This is a genomic window from Sedimenticola sp. (genome assembly GCF_050289425.1).
In the GTDB taxonomy this organism is placed as follows: domain Bacteria; phylum Pseudomonadota; class Gammaproteobacteria; order Chromatiales; family Chromatiaceae; genus Sedimenticola.
Genome location: NZ_JBNKFS010000026.1, coordinates 1 through 15389 on the forward strand (window position 1 = coordinate 1; position 15389 = coordinate 15389).

The window sequence follows — 15389 nt, forward strand, 5'->3', positions numbered from 1 at the left end:
ATACGGTTGACGGGAACCCGGTGGTGCAGTTTGTTGCCTTGTCGGGTGACTCGATCGCGGAAGCTTCCCTGTTTTCCGACTGTTACCACTGTTCTGCTATAGCGGATATTCGCTCTGAGCTGAGCTGTTTTGGCAAAGCTGAACTGTTGGCGTTGCTGGACAGAGAGCCTTCATTGATGAAGCAGGTGCTGACCCGCTTTGCGCGGCAGATACGGGATCTGCGCCTGATCAATGAGCTGAAGAATATCCGTTCCGCAAGAGAGCGGGTGTTGGCCTTTGTCCGAGGGCAAGCGGATGAGTCCGGACAGGTGGTTTTTTCTTTATCTCTAAAAGAGACGGCGTATCGAATTGGCTTGGCTCATGAGACCTTTTATCGTGAGTTGAGCCAGCTGGAACAGTCGGGTGTATTGCAGAGGCAAGCTGGGGTTATTCGGCTGCTTTAAGCGACGATTCCTTAAATATTTCCCCGTATGATTTGAATCATACGCCGCCCTCCCTCCCTTTTCCTAGAATGACCGCCTACTAGCAGATCTTCAGAGGCATCTCATGTTTAAACCCTTTTGTATTGCAGTAACGTTACTTATTTGTTTGGTGGTCTCGCCAGCCTTTGCCGAGACGGATACACGGATCATGGTCGATTTGCCGGCGCCGATGCAGGCGCACATGCTGCAGAATATGCGTGGCCATTTGGTGGTGGTTGACCGGCTCTTGCAACTGCTTGGGGCAGGAGAACTTGATGAAGCGTCCGATTTAGCAGAGTCAGAGCTGGGCATGAGTTCCCTGGATAAACACGGAGCCAGCCATATAGCTCCCTATTACCCGGAGGGGATGCGCCAGGCCGGCACCGAATTGCATCATGCCGCCAGCCGCTTTTCCCGTACGGCTCAGGAGGGGGATGTGCCATCGGCTTATCGGGCGCTGCAAGATATCACCGCAAGCTGCGTGGCTTGTCATGCCGGTTACCGGGTGCGCTAAGTACAATTGGTTTCTTGGCCTGTCGTTTTCACACACTTTCTCTATGTTGTTAGGGCCGGCCATTCTCCCTACTATCGAGACTCCAAACCTTTCACACCATGCCTCAGGATCTAGTTTGAGTATCTATCTCGTTCTATAGACGTAGAGTTAATGCTCAACAAGCCGTCCGATCTGTATGTGCCATCAAGGAGCGATCGATGAAAATGTTCAAAGTCCCACTGCTGTTGTCACTGCTGTTTATTACTCCACTGGCTACGGCGGAGATGATGCGTACACCGTCACCCTCCGGTGCGGCGGTCTACATTATTTCACCGGCCGATGGCGATACGGTTCCCCGCACCTTTGTGGTGACCTTTGGCTTAAAGGGGATGGGTGTGGCACCGGCCGGTACGGAAAAGGAGAAAACCGGCCATCATCATCTGCTGATTGATGGCAAGATGATGCCGGCAATGGATCAGCCTTTGGGTAAGGAGATCAAACATTTTGGTGGCGGCCAGACCCAGGCCGAGCTGACCCTGAGTCCGGGTAGGCATACCCTGCAGTTGATTCTGGGTGACAAGGGGCATGTTCCCCATGATCCACCGGTGGTCTCCGATGTGGTGACGGTTACCGTCAAATAACAGGACAACCCTCCATAAGCCGCACTGTCTGTCTCGAAGGCAGTGCGGTATACCGCACAGTGCTTCGGTAGTCCCTTTCCCCCTCATCCCAAGCGGTCGTTCTCTTCCCCGTCAACCGGCCGGATAGTTCCCATACGTTGCACGCCCAGTTGTCATGAAGGCTTTACCTGAAGCGATTGCACTGGTTTGTATCATGACTTGCTGAGGGGAGGGGTGCCGGCGCACATTTTGTGTGCGTAAGGAATGAGGATTCTTGATCGTTATTTTTATTAACCTATTGTATTAAAAGCGTTATTTTGATTTGGCACAGGCTATGCTGAGCGATTGGCAGTCGACCGCGGTTATGTGGTCTTTTGTTTGATACATCACATTGCATGAAGGTAGGTCCAATGAAGCTGAAAAAATTATCCGTCGCCTGTTGTCTTGTGCTCGGTTCTTACACCGGGTTGGTGTTGGCTGAGGATGCAAGTCCCATCAGTGCCAACGTGGCCCTGACGTCAGACTATGTCTGGCGGGGTACGTCGCAGACCGATAACGGACCGGCCATCCAGGGCGGCTTTGATTTTGCCCACGCCAGCGGTTTTTATTTGGGGGTGTGGGGTTCCAATGTCGATTTCAAAAGTGATGCCAATGTAGAGTTAGATCTCTATGGCGGTTACAGCACCGAATTTGCCAGCGGCGTTGGCCTGGATGTGGGCGTGATTCACTACGATTATCCCAGTGAGTCCAATATCAATTTTGAAGAGGTTTATCTGGGGCTGAGTTATGACTTCCTCAGTGCCAAGGTTTCGCATGACCCGGACAATGACAACACTTATTGGGAAGTCGGCGCCGACTTTACCTTGCCGCAGGATTTTGGTCTCGGCTTGCATGTCGGTTATAACGATCCCGATAGCGGCCAAGAGGTCACAGACTGGAAAATAGGCGTGACCAAATCGTTCTATGGCGTCGATTTTGAACTGGCCTATACCGACACCGATGCCAGTAATAACTCCCTGGCTGATGGCCGCGGTATCCTGACTATCTCAAAAAGCTACTGATAATACCCCCCCGGGGCGGCATCCATCCGCCCCGGTGCCTGAAAGTCTGTGACGGTGACACCGCCTGTCGTGTGCTGCCGTATCTTCAATAAAGTAGAAGTGATCCCTATCATTGCCCACTGTTCCCCTGCAGTGGTGGAGTCCCATTTCTTTTTTGGCTTGATATAAATCGAGGCCACTGTCCATAAAAATCAGATCTTAGAGCGATTCGCCGGAGTGCTGAGCGTCGTTTATTGGTACTGGTCCCAGCCAGCTAAGCGCGGCTGATTCGCGCTGAACAAGCAGGCTTGACGACCGCCGACCGCCGGCATCCGCCTACCACGGAAAGCCGTCTATTTACTCGGGTGCCCTCCGAGTGAATGGGCAGGGTGCTCTGTGTGCTGTGTTCCGCTATCCTCTACCGGATAGTCTTAACCAAGGAGGTTGTGGATGAAACCAAGAATCAGCATGATTACCCTGGGCGTCAGGGATATGGAAAAGTCTATTCGTTTCTATGAAGAGGGGCTGGGATTCCCGCGCATGGAGTCACCGCCAACGGTGGCTTTTTTTACCCTGAACGGCAGTTGGCTCGGCCTGTATGGCCGTGAAGCGTTGGCGGAAGATGCCCAGGTGTCGCCGGAAGGGAGCGGCTTCAACAGCTTTGCCCTGGCACACAATGTGGAAAGCGAAGCGGAAGTGGATACGCTGCTCGCCCAGGCGGTGGCGGCGGGAGCCACCCTGGTAAAGCCGGGGCAAAAAGTGTTTTGGGGCGGTTATTCGGGATACTTCAAAGACCCGGACGGTCATCTCTGGGAGGTGGCGCATAATCCGTTCTTTTGGATTGGGCCGGCCGATTGATTTTATAGTTATTCGGCAATGCGGCAGTTATTGCCGTGCAGAGGTAAAGCGATGCAAGAGCGTTCATCAACCGGGGTTTATCCGGACTTGGTCTGGTTTGAGGATTTTACTATCGGCCAGCAGTTTGAATACGGTGACTGGGAGATGCGTCGCGACGAAATGATCGCCTTTGCCTCTTTGTATGATCCCGAGCCGTTTCATCTGGATGAAGCGGTGGCCGTTGCCCAAGGGTGGGGCGGACTGATTGCGTCGGGTCCACAGGTGGCGGCGATCTGGCGCCGCCTCAGCAAAGAGGCGTTTCCCAATGCCGAGACTGTGATCTCCCCCGGTTGGGACAATATCCGCTGGCTGAAACCGGTGTTCGCCGGTGACCATCTCATGGCGCGGACGGAGATTAGCGAAGCGCGTGAGCTGGGTAGCCGTCCCGGTGAAGGTATGCTCAAACTGCAGAATACGATTTCCCGCCAAGGTGATGAGGTAGTGGCGACGCTCAGTTCCACCTGGTTTGTACGCCGGCGGCCCGGGTAGCGAGAAGGCCGACTGTAGGAGGCCCCCGTGTCTGCCCTTTTACCGGTGTCGCCGGCATCCTGACAACCTTTCTCGTTCCCACGCTCCGCGTGGGAATGCCTACTTCGCGATAACCGCGTGGGAATACCTACTGCGCAATAACCGCGTGGGCACAAAAGACGTGCCACCCTACCAGGCTTAGGTAACAGATAAGCTGATATCTTTAGGATCCCGTCATGCCGGCATGAACCGGAATGACGGGTTTAGTGCGAGATGACGGGGTCAGTGAAGTTTTCCCATAAACTCTGCGGAATATCCTTTTTGGAGATAGCGGACATATCCAGCCAACGGCCATTGGCCGAGTTTTTCGCCGCCCGACGAAGAACCTATACTTTTAGCTGTAGGGCCGTTGCGGCATGACCAAACGGCCGCACTGTTATGGAGGGGATTATGCTGTTTCGCAAGACCGCCATACTCGCGCTCTTCCTGTTGCTGACACTGGCTGGCTGCGCCTCGGTGCAGGAGTTGCGTGACCGGCGCATCACCGAGAACCAGGGGCTGTTCGATGCGTTTCCGGTGGCGATACAGGAGCAGGTTCGCCAGGGTCGGGTTGAGATCGGGTTTACCGGCGATATGGTGCGGCTCGCCTGGGGTGAGCCGGACCAAGTCTTTACCCGCACCACCCGCGAGAAGCGCGCCACTGTATGGGGCTATACCCGTATCCGCCATACGCCCCAGTTGGATCGCATGAGTATTCCCGTCTATTACCTGGACAGCAATGGACAGCAGCGGGTCACCTTTCGGAGTGTTTGGATTAACAGTGAAACCCGTGAGGCATACACGGTGGCACGGGTGGAATTTGTCGACGGACAGGTCTCCGCCATCGAGCAGTTGCAGCGGGATGAGGACGGATTGTAGGTGCGGCTCCGGTGTGGCGGTTTGGCACGGCGGGCACGTTTTTGTGCCACTACGCGGAAGGCTAGAGACTGTGCTGTAGCTTCAGCCGCAGCTGGATTTTCTTGGCCTGCTTGAATGCCTCTTTCAGCATCAACCGGTGCAATTCATTCAGGGTATCGGGGTCGACGCGATTGACATCATCCGGATCCTCTGCCAGCAACTGCTGACGGAATCGAAAGCGCTGTATCAGATAGAACGACTCCACCTCGCCGGCCACCTGTTCGGGCGACAGTTTGAGCGGCTCCGCTACGGCTCGTAACCGGTCACCGGTACTGGTGGCCCAGATCCCGTACATCAGACTCCAGATCCGGGCTGCATCGACGAATGGCCGGGCGCCAAAGCGTTTTAAATCGATGCTGTGGGGGTGCTCGATGCCGCCGTCATAGACAAACCCGCCAGTCCAGCCCAACGGTGGTGCGCAGGTCAAGGCCTCTTCGGCCAGGGCACGCAGGAAGCGCGGGTGTTGCGGTGGTTGCGGCAACAGCCAGGTGCGCAGTGCATCCACCAATTCGTAGCGGCCATACAGCGGCCGGAAATCGAAAAAGATGGTGCTGTTCAACAGCGCTGTGGGATCGGGAGTGCGCAGCCATTCGCTGAAGTGACCCTTCCACTCATCGAGACTCAGGCACCAGGCTGGATTGCCCGCCATGATACCGCCACGACAGAGGGTAAAACCGCAGGCGTCCAGCCCTTTGTTGACGGCGCGGGCAAAGGGGAGGAAGGCGTCGCGCAGACGGGCGGCACTGGCCGCATCGTCCGCCTGAAACACCAGGCCGTTATCCTGGTCGGTGGAGAAGGTCTGTTCCAGGCGGCCCTCGGAACCCATGACCATCCAGCACCAGGGTACGGCGGGCAGATCGAACTCATTCTCGACCAATTCGATGATGCGCATCACCACCAGATCGTTCAGGGCCGACATCCAGTGGCAGATGGCTTCGGCACTCATGCCGCCGTTGAACAGTTCGGCGCCGCGCTGGCGGATGGCGGCGGCGGCCCGCGACATGCTCTCCACGTCCATGGCGGCGGTGACCGATTCAGCCAGCAGGTCGGCACCTCCGCCGCGCAGTCCAAACAGGTCGGCGCGGGAGATGACGTTGTAGAGGCGGCCATCGGTTTCCTGCAGCACAATATGCCGGACCCCCCGCTTGGCCATTAGGACGGTCGCCCGGTGGGCCGGGGCATCGGCCGGCAGGCTGAGCGGGGCCGCCGTCATCATGCCGGCTACCGGTTCGTCCAGACCGCCGCCATCCAGGGTGATGGCATAGACCAGGTCATTCAGGGTGACAATACCGAGCGGCAGGTTTTCCCCCTCATCCACCACCACCAGGGTGTCGGCCTGCATCTGATTCATGCCCGCCAGAGCTTCCCGTACCGTGGCGGATGGAGGAAGCGTCAGCGGGGGGCGTTGTACCAGGTAACGTAAAGGCCCCTCGACAAATCCCGGCCCGGATGCCTGGGCGTAACTGCCGCCCATGTCCGATGTGCCGTCTCTGTTGCGTTCCATAGCGAAATATCCTCCCTATGCCGATGGCTCAAGCAGGGCCTTCACCTGACTGATCAACTCACGTGTCGAGAAAGGTTTGGTGATGTAGGCGTCGGCTCCCAGCGCCAATCCCTTCTCTTTTTCCGCATCGCGACCCTTGGCGGTGAGCATGACAATGCGGATGTTGGCCAATGTCGGGTCCTGCCTGACCGTTTCGCAAACCTGGAAACCGTCTAGTTTTGGCATCATGATGTCGAGCAGTACCAGGTCAGGTCGCTCCTCGCGGATCAGCCTCATCCCCTCTTCGCCGTCATGGGCGACGGACACCTCAAAGCCTTCCCGTCGCAGCAGGTAATCAACAGAGATGGCGATATTCTTTTCATCATCCACGATCAGTATATGTTGGCTCATCACTTGGCCCCGTCTCGTTGGAAGGCAGCGGGTCGCTGCCTTTTGGCATCTTAAAAGAGAAGATAGCACCCTTTCCGGGTTGGCTTTCCACCCACAGGGTTCCACCAAAGTGTTCAATGATCTGGCGACTGATCGGCAGCCCCAGTCCGGTACCCATGGAATTGGCCGTGCCATCATCATCGCCGCGCTGGAATTTCTCGAAGATCATCTCTTGTTTGTCCCGTGCGATACCCGGACCGTTATCCGCCACGCTGACCTGATAGCTCTCCCGGTTATCCGTCAGCGTGACGCGGATCTTGCCGCTGTCGCCGGGAACAAATTTGACGGCGTTCGAGAGTAGATTGAGCATCACCTGCATCAGGCGGTCATGGTCCGCCCAGACCTGGAAGTCACCGTCCGGAATGCGGGTTTCGATCACCGCGCCTTTGTCTCGAACCAGTTGCTCCGTGGCTTCGATCGATTGTTGGATCATCCGGGCCAAGTTCACTTCGCCGGTGGTCCATTCACCACGTCCGGATTCGATCCGCGCCAGGTCCAGGACCTGGTTGACCAGCCGGGTCAGGCGCTCAGTCTCGCTGACGATGATACCAAGAAAGCGTTTACGGTCTTCCAGCTGAATCCTGGGATCGTCGAACAGCATCTCCGAGAAGGCGCGGATAGAGGTGAGCGGGGTGCGCAGTTCGTGGGTGACCGATGACATGAAATCATCCTTCAGCTGGTCCAGCTCTTTCAGCCGATCATTCGCCTCGCGCAATTCCGCCGTGGCCGCTTCCAGTTCACGGGATTTCTTCTCCAGCTCTTTGCTGTAGGCGCGGATGCGCGACGCCTCGTCCAGGATCCCCATCACCTCATCCAAACCCAGCGGCTCTTCCTGGGCTACCGAGGCCACCATGACCCGGGCCGATGCGCTGCCGATGGCGCCGGTCAGTAGGGTTTCGGCAAAATGTACGGTCTCTGCATCCGCCGGTTTTGAGGGGTTATAGGTATCGCCACGGCGGTCCGAGAATGCGGCAAATGCCTCTTCCACTTTGTTACGCCCGAGGAAGCGGACGGCCAGGCGCTTCAACTCGGCGACCTCGGCGCTTCCTCGCCACAGTCCGACGGCCGGGCGGTCATATTTCATGGCATCCACAAACAGGCTGGCCTGGGCGGTCTCTTCCGCATTCGGCGGCTTGATCAGCGAGACGATCAGGTAGGCACCGATGTTGGCGGTCAAGCTCCAAAACAGGCAGTGGCTGATCTCATTCATCTCCTCCAGACCAAACAGTGCTTGGGGTTTTAGCAAGGCAATACCGAACGGACCGTATTCGAGGAAAGCCGACGGCAGCCAGCCGGATTTGGCAAATGAGGGTAGCAGCAGGGTGTAGAGCCAGATGGTGAATCCGGCACCCAGTCCGGCCAGAGCGCCCGCCCGGGTGCCGCCGCGCCAATAGAGGCCGCCGATCATGGTGGGGGCGAATTGTGCCACCGCGGCAAAGCTGATCAAGCCGATGGAAACCAGCGCATAGGCTTCGCCGGCAACGTGGAAATAGGTATAGCCGAGCAGCAGGATAGCGAAAATGGCCCCGCGCCGGACCCGCAGCAGCACCGCGGTGAGATCGGCCGGTACGGTGCGGCTACGCCAATGACGCAGCAGGAGCGGCATGACCAGATCGTTGCAGACCATGGTGGAGAGGGCGATGGTCTCGACAATCACCATACCGGTGGCCGCCGACAGTCCGCCGATGTAGGAGAACATGGCCAGCCACTCTTGTCCGTGTGCAATGGGCAGGGTCAATACAAAGGTATCGGCATCGATATTACCGTTGGGAAACGCCAACTGGCCGGCCAGGGCAATGGGCAGGACAAAGATGTTGATCAGTAGCAGATAGAGCGGAAACAGCCAAACCGCACGGGTAATGTGCCGTTCGCTGCTACTCTCTACCACAGCCACCTGGAATTGGCGCGGCAGCAGGATCACCGCCATCGCCGCCAGGAATGAGAAGGAAAACCAGTTCAGGTCAGAGACGGAGGTGGCGTGCATCATGGATTGCATCAGTCCGGCCTGTTGCGCCTGCTGCATCACATCGGAAAAGCCCTGGTAGAGACCGAATGTGACAAACAGGCCTACCGCTGTCAGCGCCACCAGCTTAACAATGGATTCAAAGGCGATGGCCGCCACCATTCCTTCATGCCGTTCACTGGCGTCCAGGTGGCGGGTACCGAACAGGATGGTGAACAGTGCCAGTAACAGGGCCACATAGAGGGCGGTGTCCTGCCATATGGGTAGGGCGGCCGTCTTGCCCGGCATGATGATCTCAGGGTAGTGCCGGAAGATAGTAAAACTGTTGGAGACCGCTTTCAGTTGCAAGGCGATATAGGGCACGATGCCGACCACCGCGATGACGGTTACCAGACCGCCCAATAGATGGCTTTTACCGTGACGGGATGAGATGAAATCGGCAATCGAGGTGATGCGCTGGGATTTGCTGACCCGGATCATCTTCAGCAACAGGAACACCCAGAGTGCCGCGCCCAAGGTGGGGCCCAGATAAATCGGCAAGAAACCGATACCGCTCTGCACCGCCCGCCCGACGCTGCCGTAATAGGTCCAGGCGGTGCAGTAAACGGCCAGCGACAGGGCATATACCGTTGGGCGGTCGATCACCGACCGGCCTTGATCGGCGCGCCGGTCGGCCCAGTAGGCGATGGCAAACAGCAGGCCGAGATATAAAAACGAGATGAGAATAATCAACGGGCCGCCGAGCATATCAACACCTCAATCCGGCGGGTGTCTCGTAGGCGTGCTCGGGCATCATTTTTTACTGCCTATGATCAGGGCCATAGCGGCAATCAAAATGGCCCAAACGGAAAACAGGTAGAAGTAAATCAGCGGAATACCGAACCAAAATTCCGGCTTATCAAACAGTGACACAATCGGTGAAAACAGCAACAGCATACCGGTGAGAAACACCGCCAGCAGCCGTTGACTGGTCAGAATTGCTCGCCTCACCCAAGCCCCCTTTTAAGTGCATTTTATTCGCCTACGGAACATCTGATTAATTCAGAGGTTCCAGCAGTACAAGGATGTGCTGCCATTTTCAGTGACTGTAAGCCATTGAAAATGAAGAAAACGAAAAATCACATTTTTTGTTTTCGTGCGCTGATTAAAGCCAGGGATGGCTTTAATCAGGATTTCTCTAAGTATAGGACAAGGGGATACGCCAGGTTGGCAATAGGGCAACCTATGACGTTACCGGGTCAGCTATCTGCTCCAAGTTGTTAGATGCGCGGCACGCGGCTTAACGCATCGGCGGTTTGGTTTCACCCCGGTCGCTTAGCGTGCTCCGATCAACTCGATCGGGTAGCCATCCGGATCTTCCACGAAGGCGATGATGGTGCTTCCCGCATTCATCGGTCCGGCATCGCGTAAAATCTTACCGTCTTGTGCTTTGATCTGTTCGGTGGCCTGGTAGACATCGTCCACTTCAATGGCAATATGGCCGTAACCGTTGCCCAAGTCGTAGGCTTCCACGCCCCAGTTATAGGTCAGCTCTATTACGCTCTGCTCCGCTTCAGCGCCGTAACCAAGAAAGGCGAGGGTGAATTTCCCCTCAGGATAATCCTGTTGCCGCAACAGTTTCATACCCAGGATCTGAGTATAAAAGTCGATCGATCGCTGCAGATCGCCGGTGCGTAACATGGTGTGGAGTATTCTCATCGCTCTGATCTCTTGTTGAGTTGCGGTCAGGATGCCTGTATTTGCCCGGTCGGGTCGGATTCCAACTCTTCGCTCAGGCGGATCGGTGTGTGGTTGTCAGGATTGGCGCCGCTGACATCGGCATAAAAGGCGCGGATCTGCGCCATGTCTGCTGAAATATCGCCGCTAGGGAGGAAGCTGAGTCCAATGCGGACCGTTTTAGTCCGGTAGTCGAGTGCACCGCAAAATATCGGGACTTTTGCGGCCAGGGCAATGCGGTAAAAACCGGACTTCCAGTACTCCCGTCTCCCGCGAGTACCATCCGGCGTGATCGCCAGTACCATCCTGTCGGCGTTTTTCAGTTGTTGGGCCATCTGTTCGGCGATGCCTGCTGGATTGGATCGGTCGACCCCTATCCCCCCCAGCCAGCGCATAAACCCACCGTATGGCCAGCGAAACAAGGTATGTTTGCCGATCCAGTTGACCCGTAAACGGAGCAGGTAGGCGGCGGCAAGACCGATAGGGAAATCCCAGTTGCTGGTATGGGGTGCGGCGATCACGACAAAATTGGTGCCGGTGGGAACCTCTCCCTCCACTTTCCAGCCCAGCAGGGTCAACAGCCCTCGACCGATCCAGTAGCTGACCAGACTGGTGGATGGACAATCATGGGTGATACGGGGGCTACGCATGGCTACTCTTCAACGGACCCGAGGTCAAACCGCATCCCTTGGCTGGTAACACCAAGATGGCTCTGGCCCTCATGCTCAAACATCTCGCCGATATCCACCAGTGACAGGTAGACGCTGCGGTTGATCAGGGCGTCCAGGTTGTCCCTGAAGTGGATGTAGGGGCGTGGTTCGCCGGTGGTGGGATCAAATTCGACCCGGATCGGGTGCGTCGCATCGGCTACCACTTGGTCCCCCAGGTTGGTGGTGAACAGCAGGGCCGGTTGTGGCTCGTTAATCTGTTCCATCTGCACGATCACATAGGGGGCGTCATCGACTTGAATGCGCATCTTCTCCGCGGGTGTTAGCAGGTAGTATTCACCGTCCGTCTCCCGGCGCAACACCGAGGCAAACAGTTTGACCAGTTGTTCGCGCCGGAACGGACGCCCCTCGTGGTACCAGGTTCCGTCGCTGGCGATGCGGATATCGATATCACCGCACTGGCTCGGGTTCCACGGCTGATGGGCGGTGCTGTGAGCTTCGCGCTGTTGGATCTGCTCCAGGATATTGTCGAGTTTGGACATGGTGTTCTGCAGTGGCAAATATCGAGTGATTATCTCAAAGAATAGACAAGAGCGTGACGCCCGTTACTCTATGCCGGCCAACTTATATCAGACGACAAAGAATGTCGGCGTCACCGGGGCAGAGATGGGAAAATTCCTGCGTCTGGCGGATACTTGCCGGTGTCTCTTCACGGCGAACATCACGAAAGCCCAGATGGCGGAAATAGTCCGCGGCAGTGGTGGTGAGTAGATACAGCGTCGTGGCGCCCTGTTCCCGGGCTATGTTCTGGATATGCGATATCAGCGCCTCGCCGATACCTTTGCCTCGGGAAAGGGGGCTTACCACCAGAGAGCGTAGCAGCGCTTCCCGGCCGTGGCACTCAACGCCGGCCAATGCGACAACCGTACCATCCATCAGAGCGAGATAGAACTGCGCAGGCGTATTGTGGTCGATATCCTCGGTCGGCAACCCAACCGATCGCAGCATTTGTTTGACGATATCGAGATCGCTGGCGGGTATGATTTGCATCGGTCCTCCTTTAACGGCTGAGACCAAGTTTAACCTATAGAGGGGCGTCCGGTGGATCCCTGTTGGCCGCTATCTTTTGACTGTTATCCTGAGAGTTTGCTATGCCGCGTTGGTTGATCCTATGGCGAAGGGAGGCCGCTCCCACTCTGTCGCTGGCCGCTCCACTGGTGGTTGCCCAACTGCTGCAGGTTGGGATGGGATTCATCGACACGGTGATGGCGGGGCGGATCAGCGCTTCAGTTCTGGCGGCGGTCGGTTTGGGCGCCTCGCTTTGGGGGCTGATGCTGCTGGGTTGTATCGGTGCGACACTGGCGATTTCCCCCCTGGTTGCCCATCTGAACGGGGCCGGGGACGATGGGGCGATCGCCGCTGAATTTCACCAGGGGCTCTGGGTCGCCATACTGGTCGGTGTGGCGGCGGTACCCATCACTTATGGGATGGCGGCGGCGTTGCCATCACTGGCCATCGATCCGGAAATTGCCCCGCTGGCCGGTGACTATCTTCGGGTCAGTGCCTGGGGCATGCCGGGACTCTGCCTCTATCTGGCGCCGCGTTATCTGAATGAAGGCTTGAGCAACACCAAGCCGGTGATGCTGATACAACTCTTGCTGCTCCCGCTCAATATATTCGGTAACTACCTGTTTATGTTCGGCGGGTTCGGTTTTCCAGTGATGGGGGCGGCGGGCGCTGCATTGTCAACCGCGATCGGGCTCTGGGTCGGGGCGGTGATGATGTTCCTCTATCTGGTTCGCGGTCGGCGTTTCCGGCATTTGTCCCTGTTTGCCGCACTTTCTGGGCCACGCCCGAAAGAGATTGCCCGAATCCTGAAATTGGGCCTGCCGATCGCGGTCTCCATCATCATGGAGGTGGGTATGTTTAGCGCGGTGGCGATCCTGATGGGAAGCCTGGGTAAAGTGGAGATGGCGGCCCACCAGATCGCGCTCAATTACGCCGCCATGATGTTTATGTTGCCGCTGAGTATCTCGCAGGCTGTGACCATTCGGGTTGGCCATGCGGCAGGTGCCGGGGATATGGTGCTAGCCGTTATCCGGGGTCGGGTGGGGGTGGTGATGGCGGGCGCCATCATGGCCCTGTCTGCCACCCTGCTGTTGCTGTTCCCGGAGCTGATTGTGGGTCTCTACACAAATGATGCGGCAGTGGCAAAGATGGCCATGACCCTGCTGTTTGCCGCGGCCCTGTTTCAGTTCTCAGACGGGCTGCAAGTTTCGGCGTCGGGTGCGTTGCGCGGATTGAAAGATACCGCTGTGCCGATGTTTATAACCATGTTTGCCTACTGGGCCGTCGGCTTCCCTGCCGCCTGGGTCATTGGCATAGAGTGGGGGGTAGGCCCGCAGGGGCTCTGGGGTGGGCTGGCGGTGGGTCTGACCACGGCGGCGTTGTTGCTCAATCTGCGTTTTTATCTATTGGGTAGAGAACAGCTTGTTTCGAGGTAACCGACGATGCCGCACCTCTGGCACCTTGGCTTAAGTGGGTGCACAGAATAGGTCAGTCCGCCTTCTTCTCCGATATCATGATGCGGATGCTTTAAGGATGATGATTTAATAAGTGGCTAATATCGGTTATGTCGCGTGATAAAAGTCCGTTGAATTGCCGTGCCAGCCGGTATTCGGGTTAAAACCTTCCGGCAGCATCGTAAAAAGTTGAATAGACAAAAGTCTAATTCCCGCCACAGCTAGACTTATGTCGAATAAACCAATTGATAACGTAAAAATAATCCCTGTCAGCAGATGATACCGGTGCTCCCTTGCCACATCCCGGGGCGCACTTGAACTGCATATCACAAATAGAACAGGAGGATTGAGGATGAGTTTACTGGTTGCGTTATCAATTAGTATCAGCGTGCTTGGCGGTATTGCGACGTGGGCGTTTTTGTCGGCCTGGAGTGGGCCGGTGCTTATTTGGGCAGCGTTTGTCGCCTGGGGCTGTTTCTACCATTCAGGTGGCGATGAAGCGGCGCTGAAAAATACCCTGGTTGGCAATCTGTTTGGTGTAGTGTGTGCGTGGGTCGCTGCCCTGGTGATTCTGTCGATTCCGATGGCCGCCACCCTGACCCTGCCGGTATGGGCCGGTATTGTGGTAGCCGCTACCGTACTGGTTGTGGTGCTGGCAGCGCATATTCCGGCGTTTGCTGTCATTCCGGCTTCCGTCTACGGTTATGCGTCCACCTTCGCTTTCTTGTTACAGACTCCACAGGCATTATCGGTAGACAGTATGACCGCGGTGAATTTTGGCAATGCGCTGCTGATCGTGCCGGTGTCCATGATCCTCGGGGCGCTGTTTGGTTATGCCTCGGCCAAGATTGGCGGCGTGTTGGTTAGCAAACAGCCCGCCACCGCCTGACAATAGTGGACCCATTCGATTGAGACCTCGTGCACGACGGATCCTGCCGTTCGGTGGATTCCGTCGTGTCATATCGATCTACTCCTGGTGGTTTTTTTATTTAGCCCGTACCCCAGCTACTCGTTGCGTGCGTGTCCACGTATCTATCGCACGGGGCATTGTTAATGCTGTTGCATGATTTTTGCGCGTTGTACATAGTCTTGATAAGCGGGAATGGCGATTGCGGCGAGAATACCGCTAACCATTAGGATGGGCATCAGCAATCCCAGAATCTTCACGCCAGCGGGATTGGGGCAGGGCTCAGGCCCATAGCGGTTGGGTCCGTGGGTACCCCTGGCAAAGATGAGATAGAGGGCCAGCAGTATATTACCCACCGGCACGATAAACAGTACGCTGAGCAGGCCTGTGTGGTTGAGATCATTGAGCCGTCGTTTGGTATAGACGATGCTGGTCGCGAACAGAAAGAGATAGATCAGGATTAACAGGATAGGCATCCCGTTAACCAGGGCATCGGATGATACAGTAACCGTGCTGAGCAGCGTTATCAGTATATTGGACAGCAACATGAGGCCGGTTCCGTATGCCAGATAGCGCAGTCGACCGATACGACCCGAGACAGCAAAGATCCGCGGTTGATAGGTGTAGGTGTCGATGGATTCGACCGCTGCGGTCGGTGTTTGATAGGGATTGGTCTCTTCCATGAACATAGGCTCCGTAGATTCAGACTACTGGGATATTAAATCTTGGTGCCGTTGAGCGCAA

At 56.5% G+C, this 15389-nt stretch carries 18 protein-coding genes; 9 read left to right on the plus strand and 9 right to left on the minus strand.

The window, feature by feature from the left end; translation table 11 throughout:
- From ACQY5R_RS15685 to ACQY5R_RS15715, 7 genes are all read left to right on the plus strand, one after another.
- Positions 1-443, plus strand: a 443-nt coding sequence (locus ACQY5R_RS15685) for a Crp/Fnr family transcriptional regulator (RefSeq protein ID WP_428610015.1), incomplete at its 5' end; no start/stop codon positions are given.
- A 187-nt stretch (positions 444-630) separates the two neighbouring features.
- Positions 631-975: a hypothetical protein gene (locus ACQY5R_RS15690; protein ID WP_428610017.1), complete on the plus strand. Its 345-nt coding sequence runs from the start codon at positions 631-633 to the stop codon at positions 973-975.
- Positions 976-1172: 197 nt separating this feature from the next.
- Complete coding sequence (locus ACQY5R_RS15695; RefSeq protein ID WP_428610019.1) at positions 1173-1595, plus strand: DUF4399 domain-containing protein; 423 nt, start codon at positions 1173-1175, stop codon at positions 1593-1595.
- Positions 1596-1984: 389 nt separating this feature from the next.
- Positions 1985-2635, plus strand: a complete 651-nt coding sequence (locus tag ACQY5R_RS15700) for a TorF family putative porin (RefSeq protein WP_428610021.1) — start codon at positions 1985-1987, stop codon at positions 2633-2635.
- Between the two features lie 429 nt (positions 2636-3064).
- Positions 3065-3472, plus strand: coding sequence for a VOC family protein (locus ACQY5R_RS15705; protein ID WP_428610023.1), 408 nt, complete (start codon positions 3065-3067; stop codon positions 3470-3472).
- Positions 3473-3523: 51 nt separating this feature from the next.
- On the plus strand, positions 3524-4000 hold the full coding sequence (locus tag ACQY5R_RS15710) for a MaoC/PaaZ C-terminal domain-containing protein (RefSeq protein WP_428610025.1): 477 nt from the start codon (positions 3524-3526) through the stop codon (positions 3998-4000).
- A gap of 429 nt (positions 4001-4429) precedes the next feature.
- A complete protein-coding gene (locus ACQY5R_RS15715; protein ID WP_428610027.1) occupies positions 4430-4897 on the plus strand; it encodes a hypothetical protein in 468 nt (155 codons plus the stop codon).
- Positions 4898-4958: 61 nt separating this feature from the next.
- Here the strand turns inward: ACQY5R_RS15715 and ACQY5R_RS15720 are convergent, their stop codons facing one another.
- The 8 genes from ACQY5R_RS15720 to arsN2 form a co-directional block, all read right to left on the minus strand.
- Positions 4959-6440 carry a DUF294 nucleotidyltransferase-like domain-containing protein gene (locus tag ACQY5R_RS15720; RefSeq protein ID WP_428610029.1) on the minus strand — a complete coding sequence of 494 codons (1482 nt, stop codon included), beginning with the start codon at positions 6438-6440 and terminating at the stop codon, positions 4959-4961.
- Between the two features lie 15 nt (positions 6441-6455).
- Positions 6456-6830 (minus strand): response regulator transcription factor, encoded by a 375-nt coding sequence (locus ACQY5R_RS15725; protein WP_428610031.1) that lies wholly within the window; start codon positions 6828-6830, stop codon positions 6456-6458.
- The gene (locus tag ACQY5R_RS15730; protein ID WP_428610033.1) at positions 6802-9579 is read right to left on the minus strand and encodes an ATP-binding protein; all 2778 of its coding nucleotides are present in this window, start codon (positions 9577-9579) and stop codon (positions 6802-6804) included. Before ACQY5R_RS15730 ends, ACQY5R_RS15725 begins: the two co-directional genes overlap by 29 nt.
- Before the next feature lie 45 nt (positions 9580-9624).
- The gene (locus ACQY5R_RS15735; RefSeq protein WP_428610034.1) at positions 9625-9822 is read right to left on the minus strand and encodes a hypothetical protein; all 198 of its coding nucleotides are present in this window, start codon (positions 9820-9822) and stop codon (positions 9625-9627) included.
- Between the two features lie 324 nt (positions 9823-10146).
- Complete coding sequence (gene gloA, locus ACQY5R_RS15740) at positions 10147-10530, minus strand: lactoylglutathione lyase (RefSeq protein ID WP_428610036.1); 384 nt, start codon at positions 10528-10530, stop codon at positions 10147-10149.
- Positions 10531-10556: 26 nt separating this feature from the next.
- Positions 10557-11198, minus strand: coding sequence for a lysophospholipid acyltransferase family protein (locus ACQY5R_RS15745; protein ID WP_428610037.1), 642 nt, complete (start codon positions 11196-11198; stop codon positions 10557-10559).
- A gap of 2 nt (positions 11199-11200) precedes the next feature.
- Positions 11201-11758, minus strand: coding sequence for a DUF1285 domain-containing protein (locus ACQY5R_RS15750; RefSeq protein WP_428610038.1), 558 nt, complete (start codon positions 11756-11758; stop codon positions 11201-11203).
- Between the two features lie 82 nt (positions 11759-11840).
- Positions 11841-12266, minus strand: a complete 426-nt coding sequence (gene arsN2 / locus ACQY5R_RS15755) for an arsenic resistance N-acetyltransferase ArsN2 (protein ID WP_428610040.1) — start codon at positions 12264-12266, stop codon at positions 11841-11843.
- Positions 12267-12367: 101 nt separating this feature from the next.
- On the opposite strand from arsN2, the gene ACQY5R_RS15760 reads away from it, so the two are divergent.
- Both ACQY5R_RS15760 and ACQY5R_RS15765 read left to right on the plus strand, forming a co-directional pair.
- Positions 12368-13720 carry an MATE family efflux transporter gene (locus ACQY5R_RS15760; protein ID WP_428610042.1) on the plus strand — a complete coding sequence of 451 codons (1353 nt, stop codon included), beginning with the start codon at positions 12368-12370 and terminating at the stop codon, positions 13718-13720.
- A gap of 370 nt (positions 13721-14090) precedes the next feature.
- Entirely contained in the window at positions 14091-14627 is a 537-nt protein-coding gene (locus ACQY5R_RS15765; protein ID WP_428610043.1) for a DUF1097 domain-containing protein, read from the plus strand.
- A gap of 161 nt (positions 14628-14788) precedes the next feature.
- On the opposite strand, the gene ACQY5R_RS15770 is transcribed toward ACQY5R_RS15765, so the two are convergent.
- A complete protein-coding gene (locus tag ACQY5R_RS15770) occupies positions 14789-15328 on the minus strand; it encodes a DUF805 domain-containing protein (protein ID WP_428610045.1) in 540 nt (179 codons plus the stop codon).
- Positions 15329-15389 lie beyond the last annotated feature (61 nt).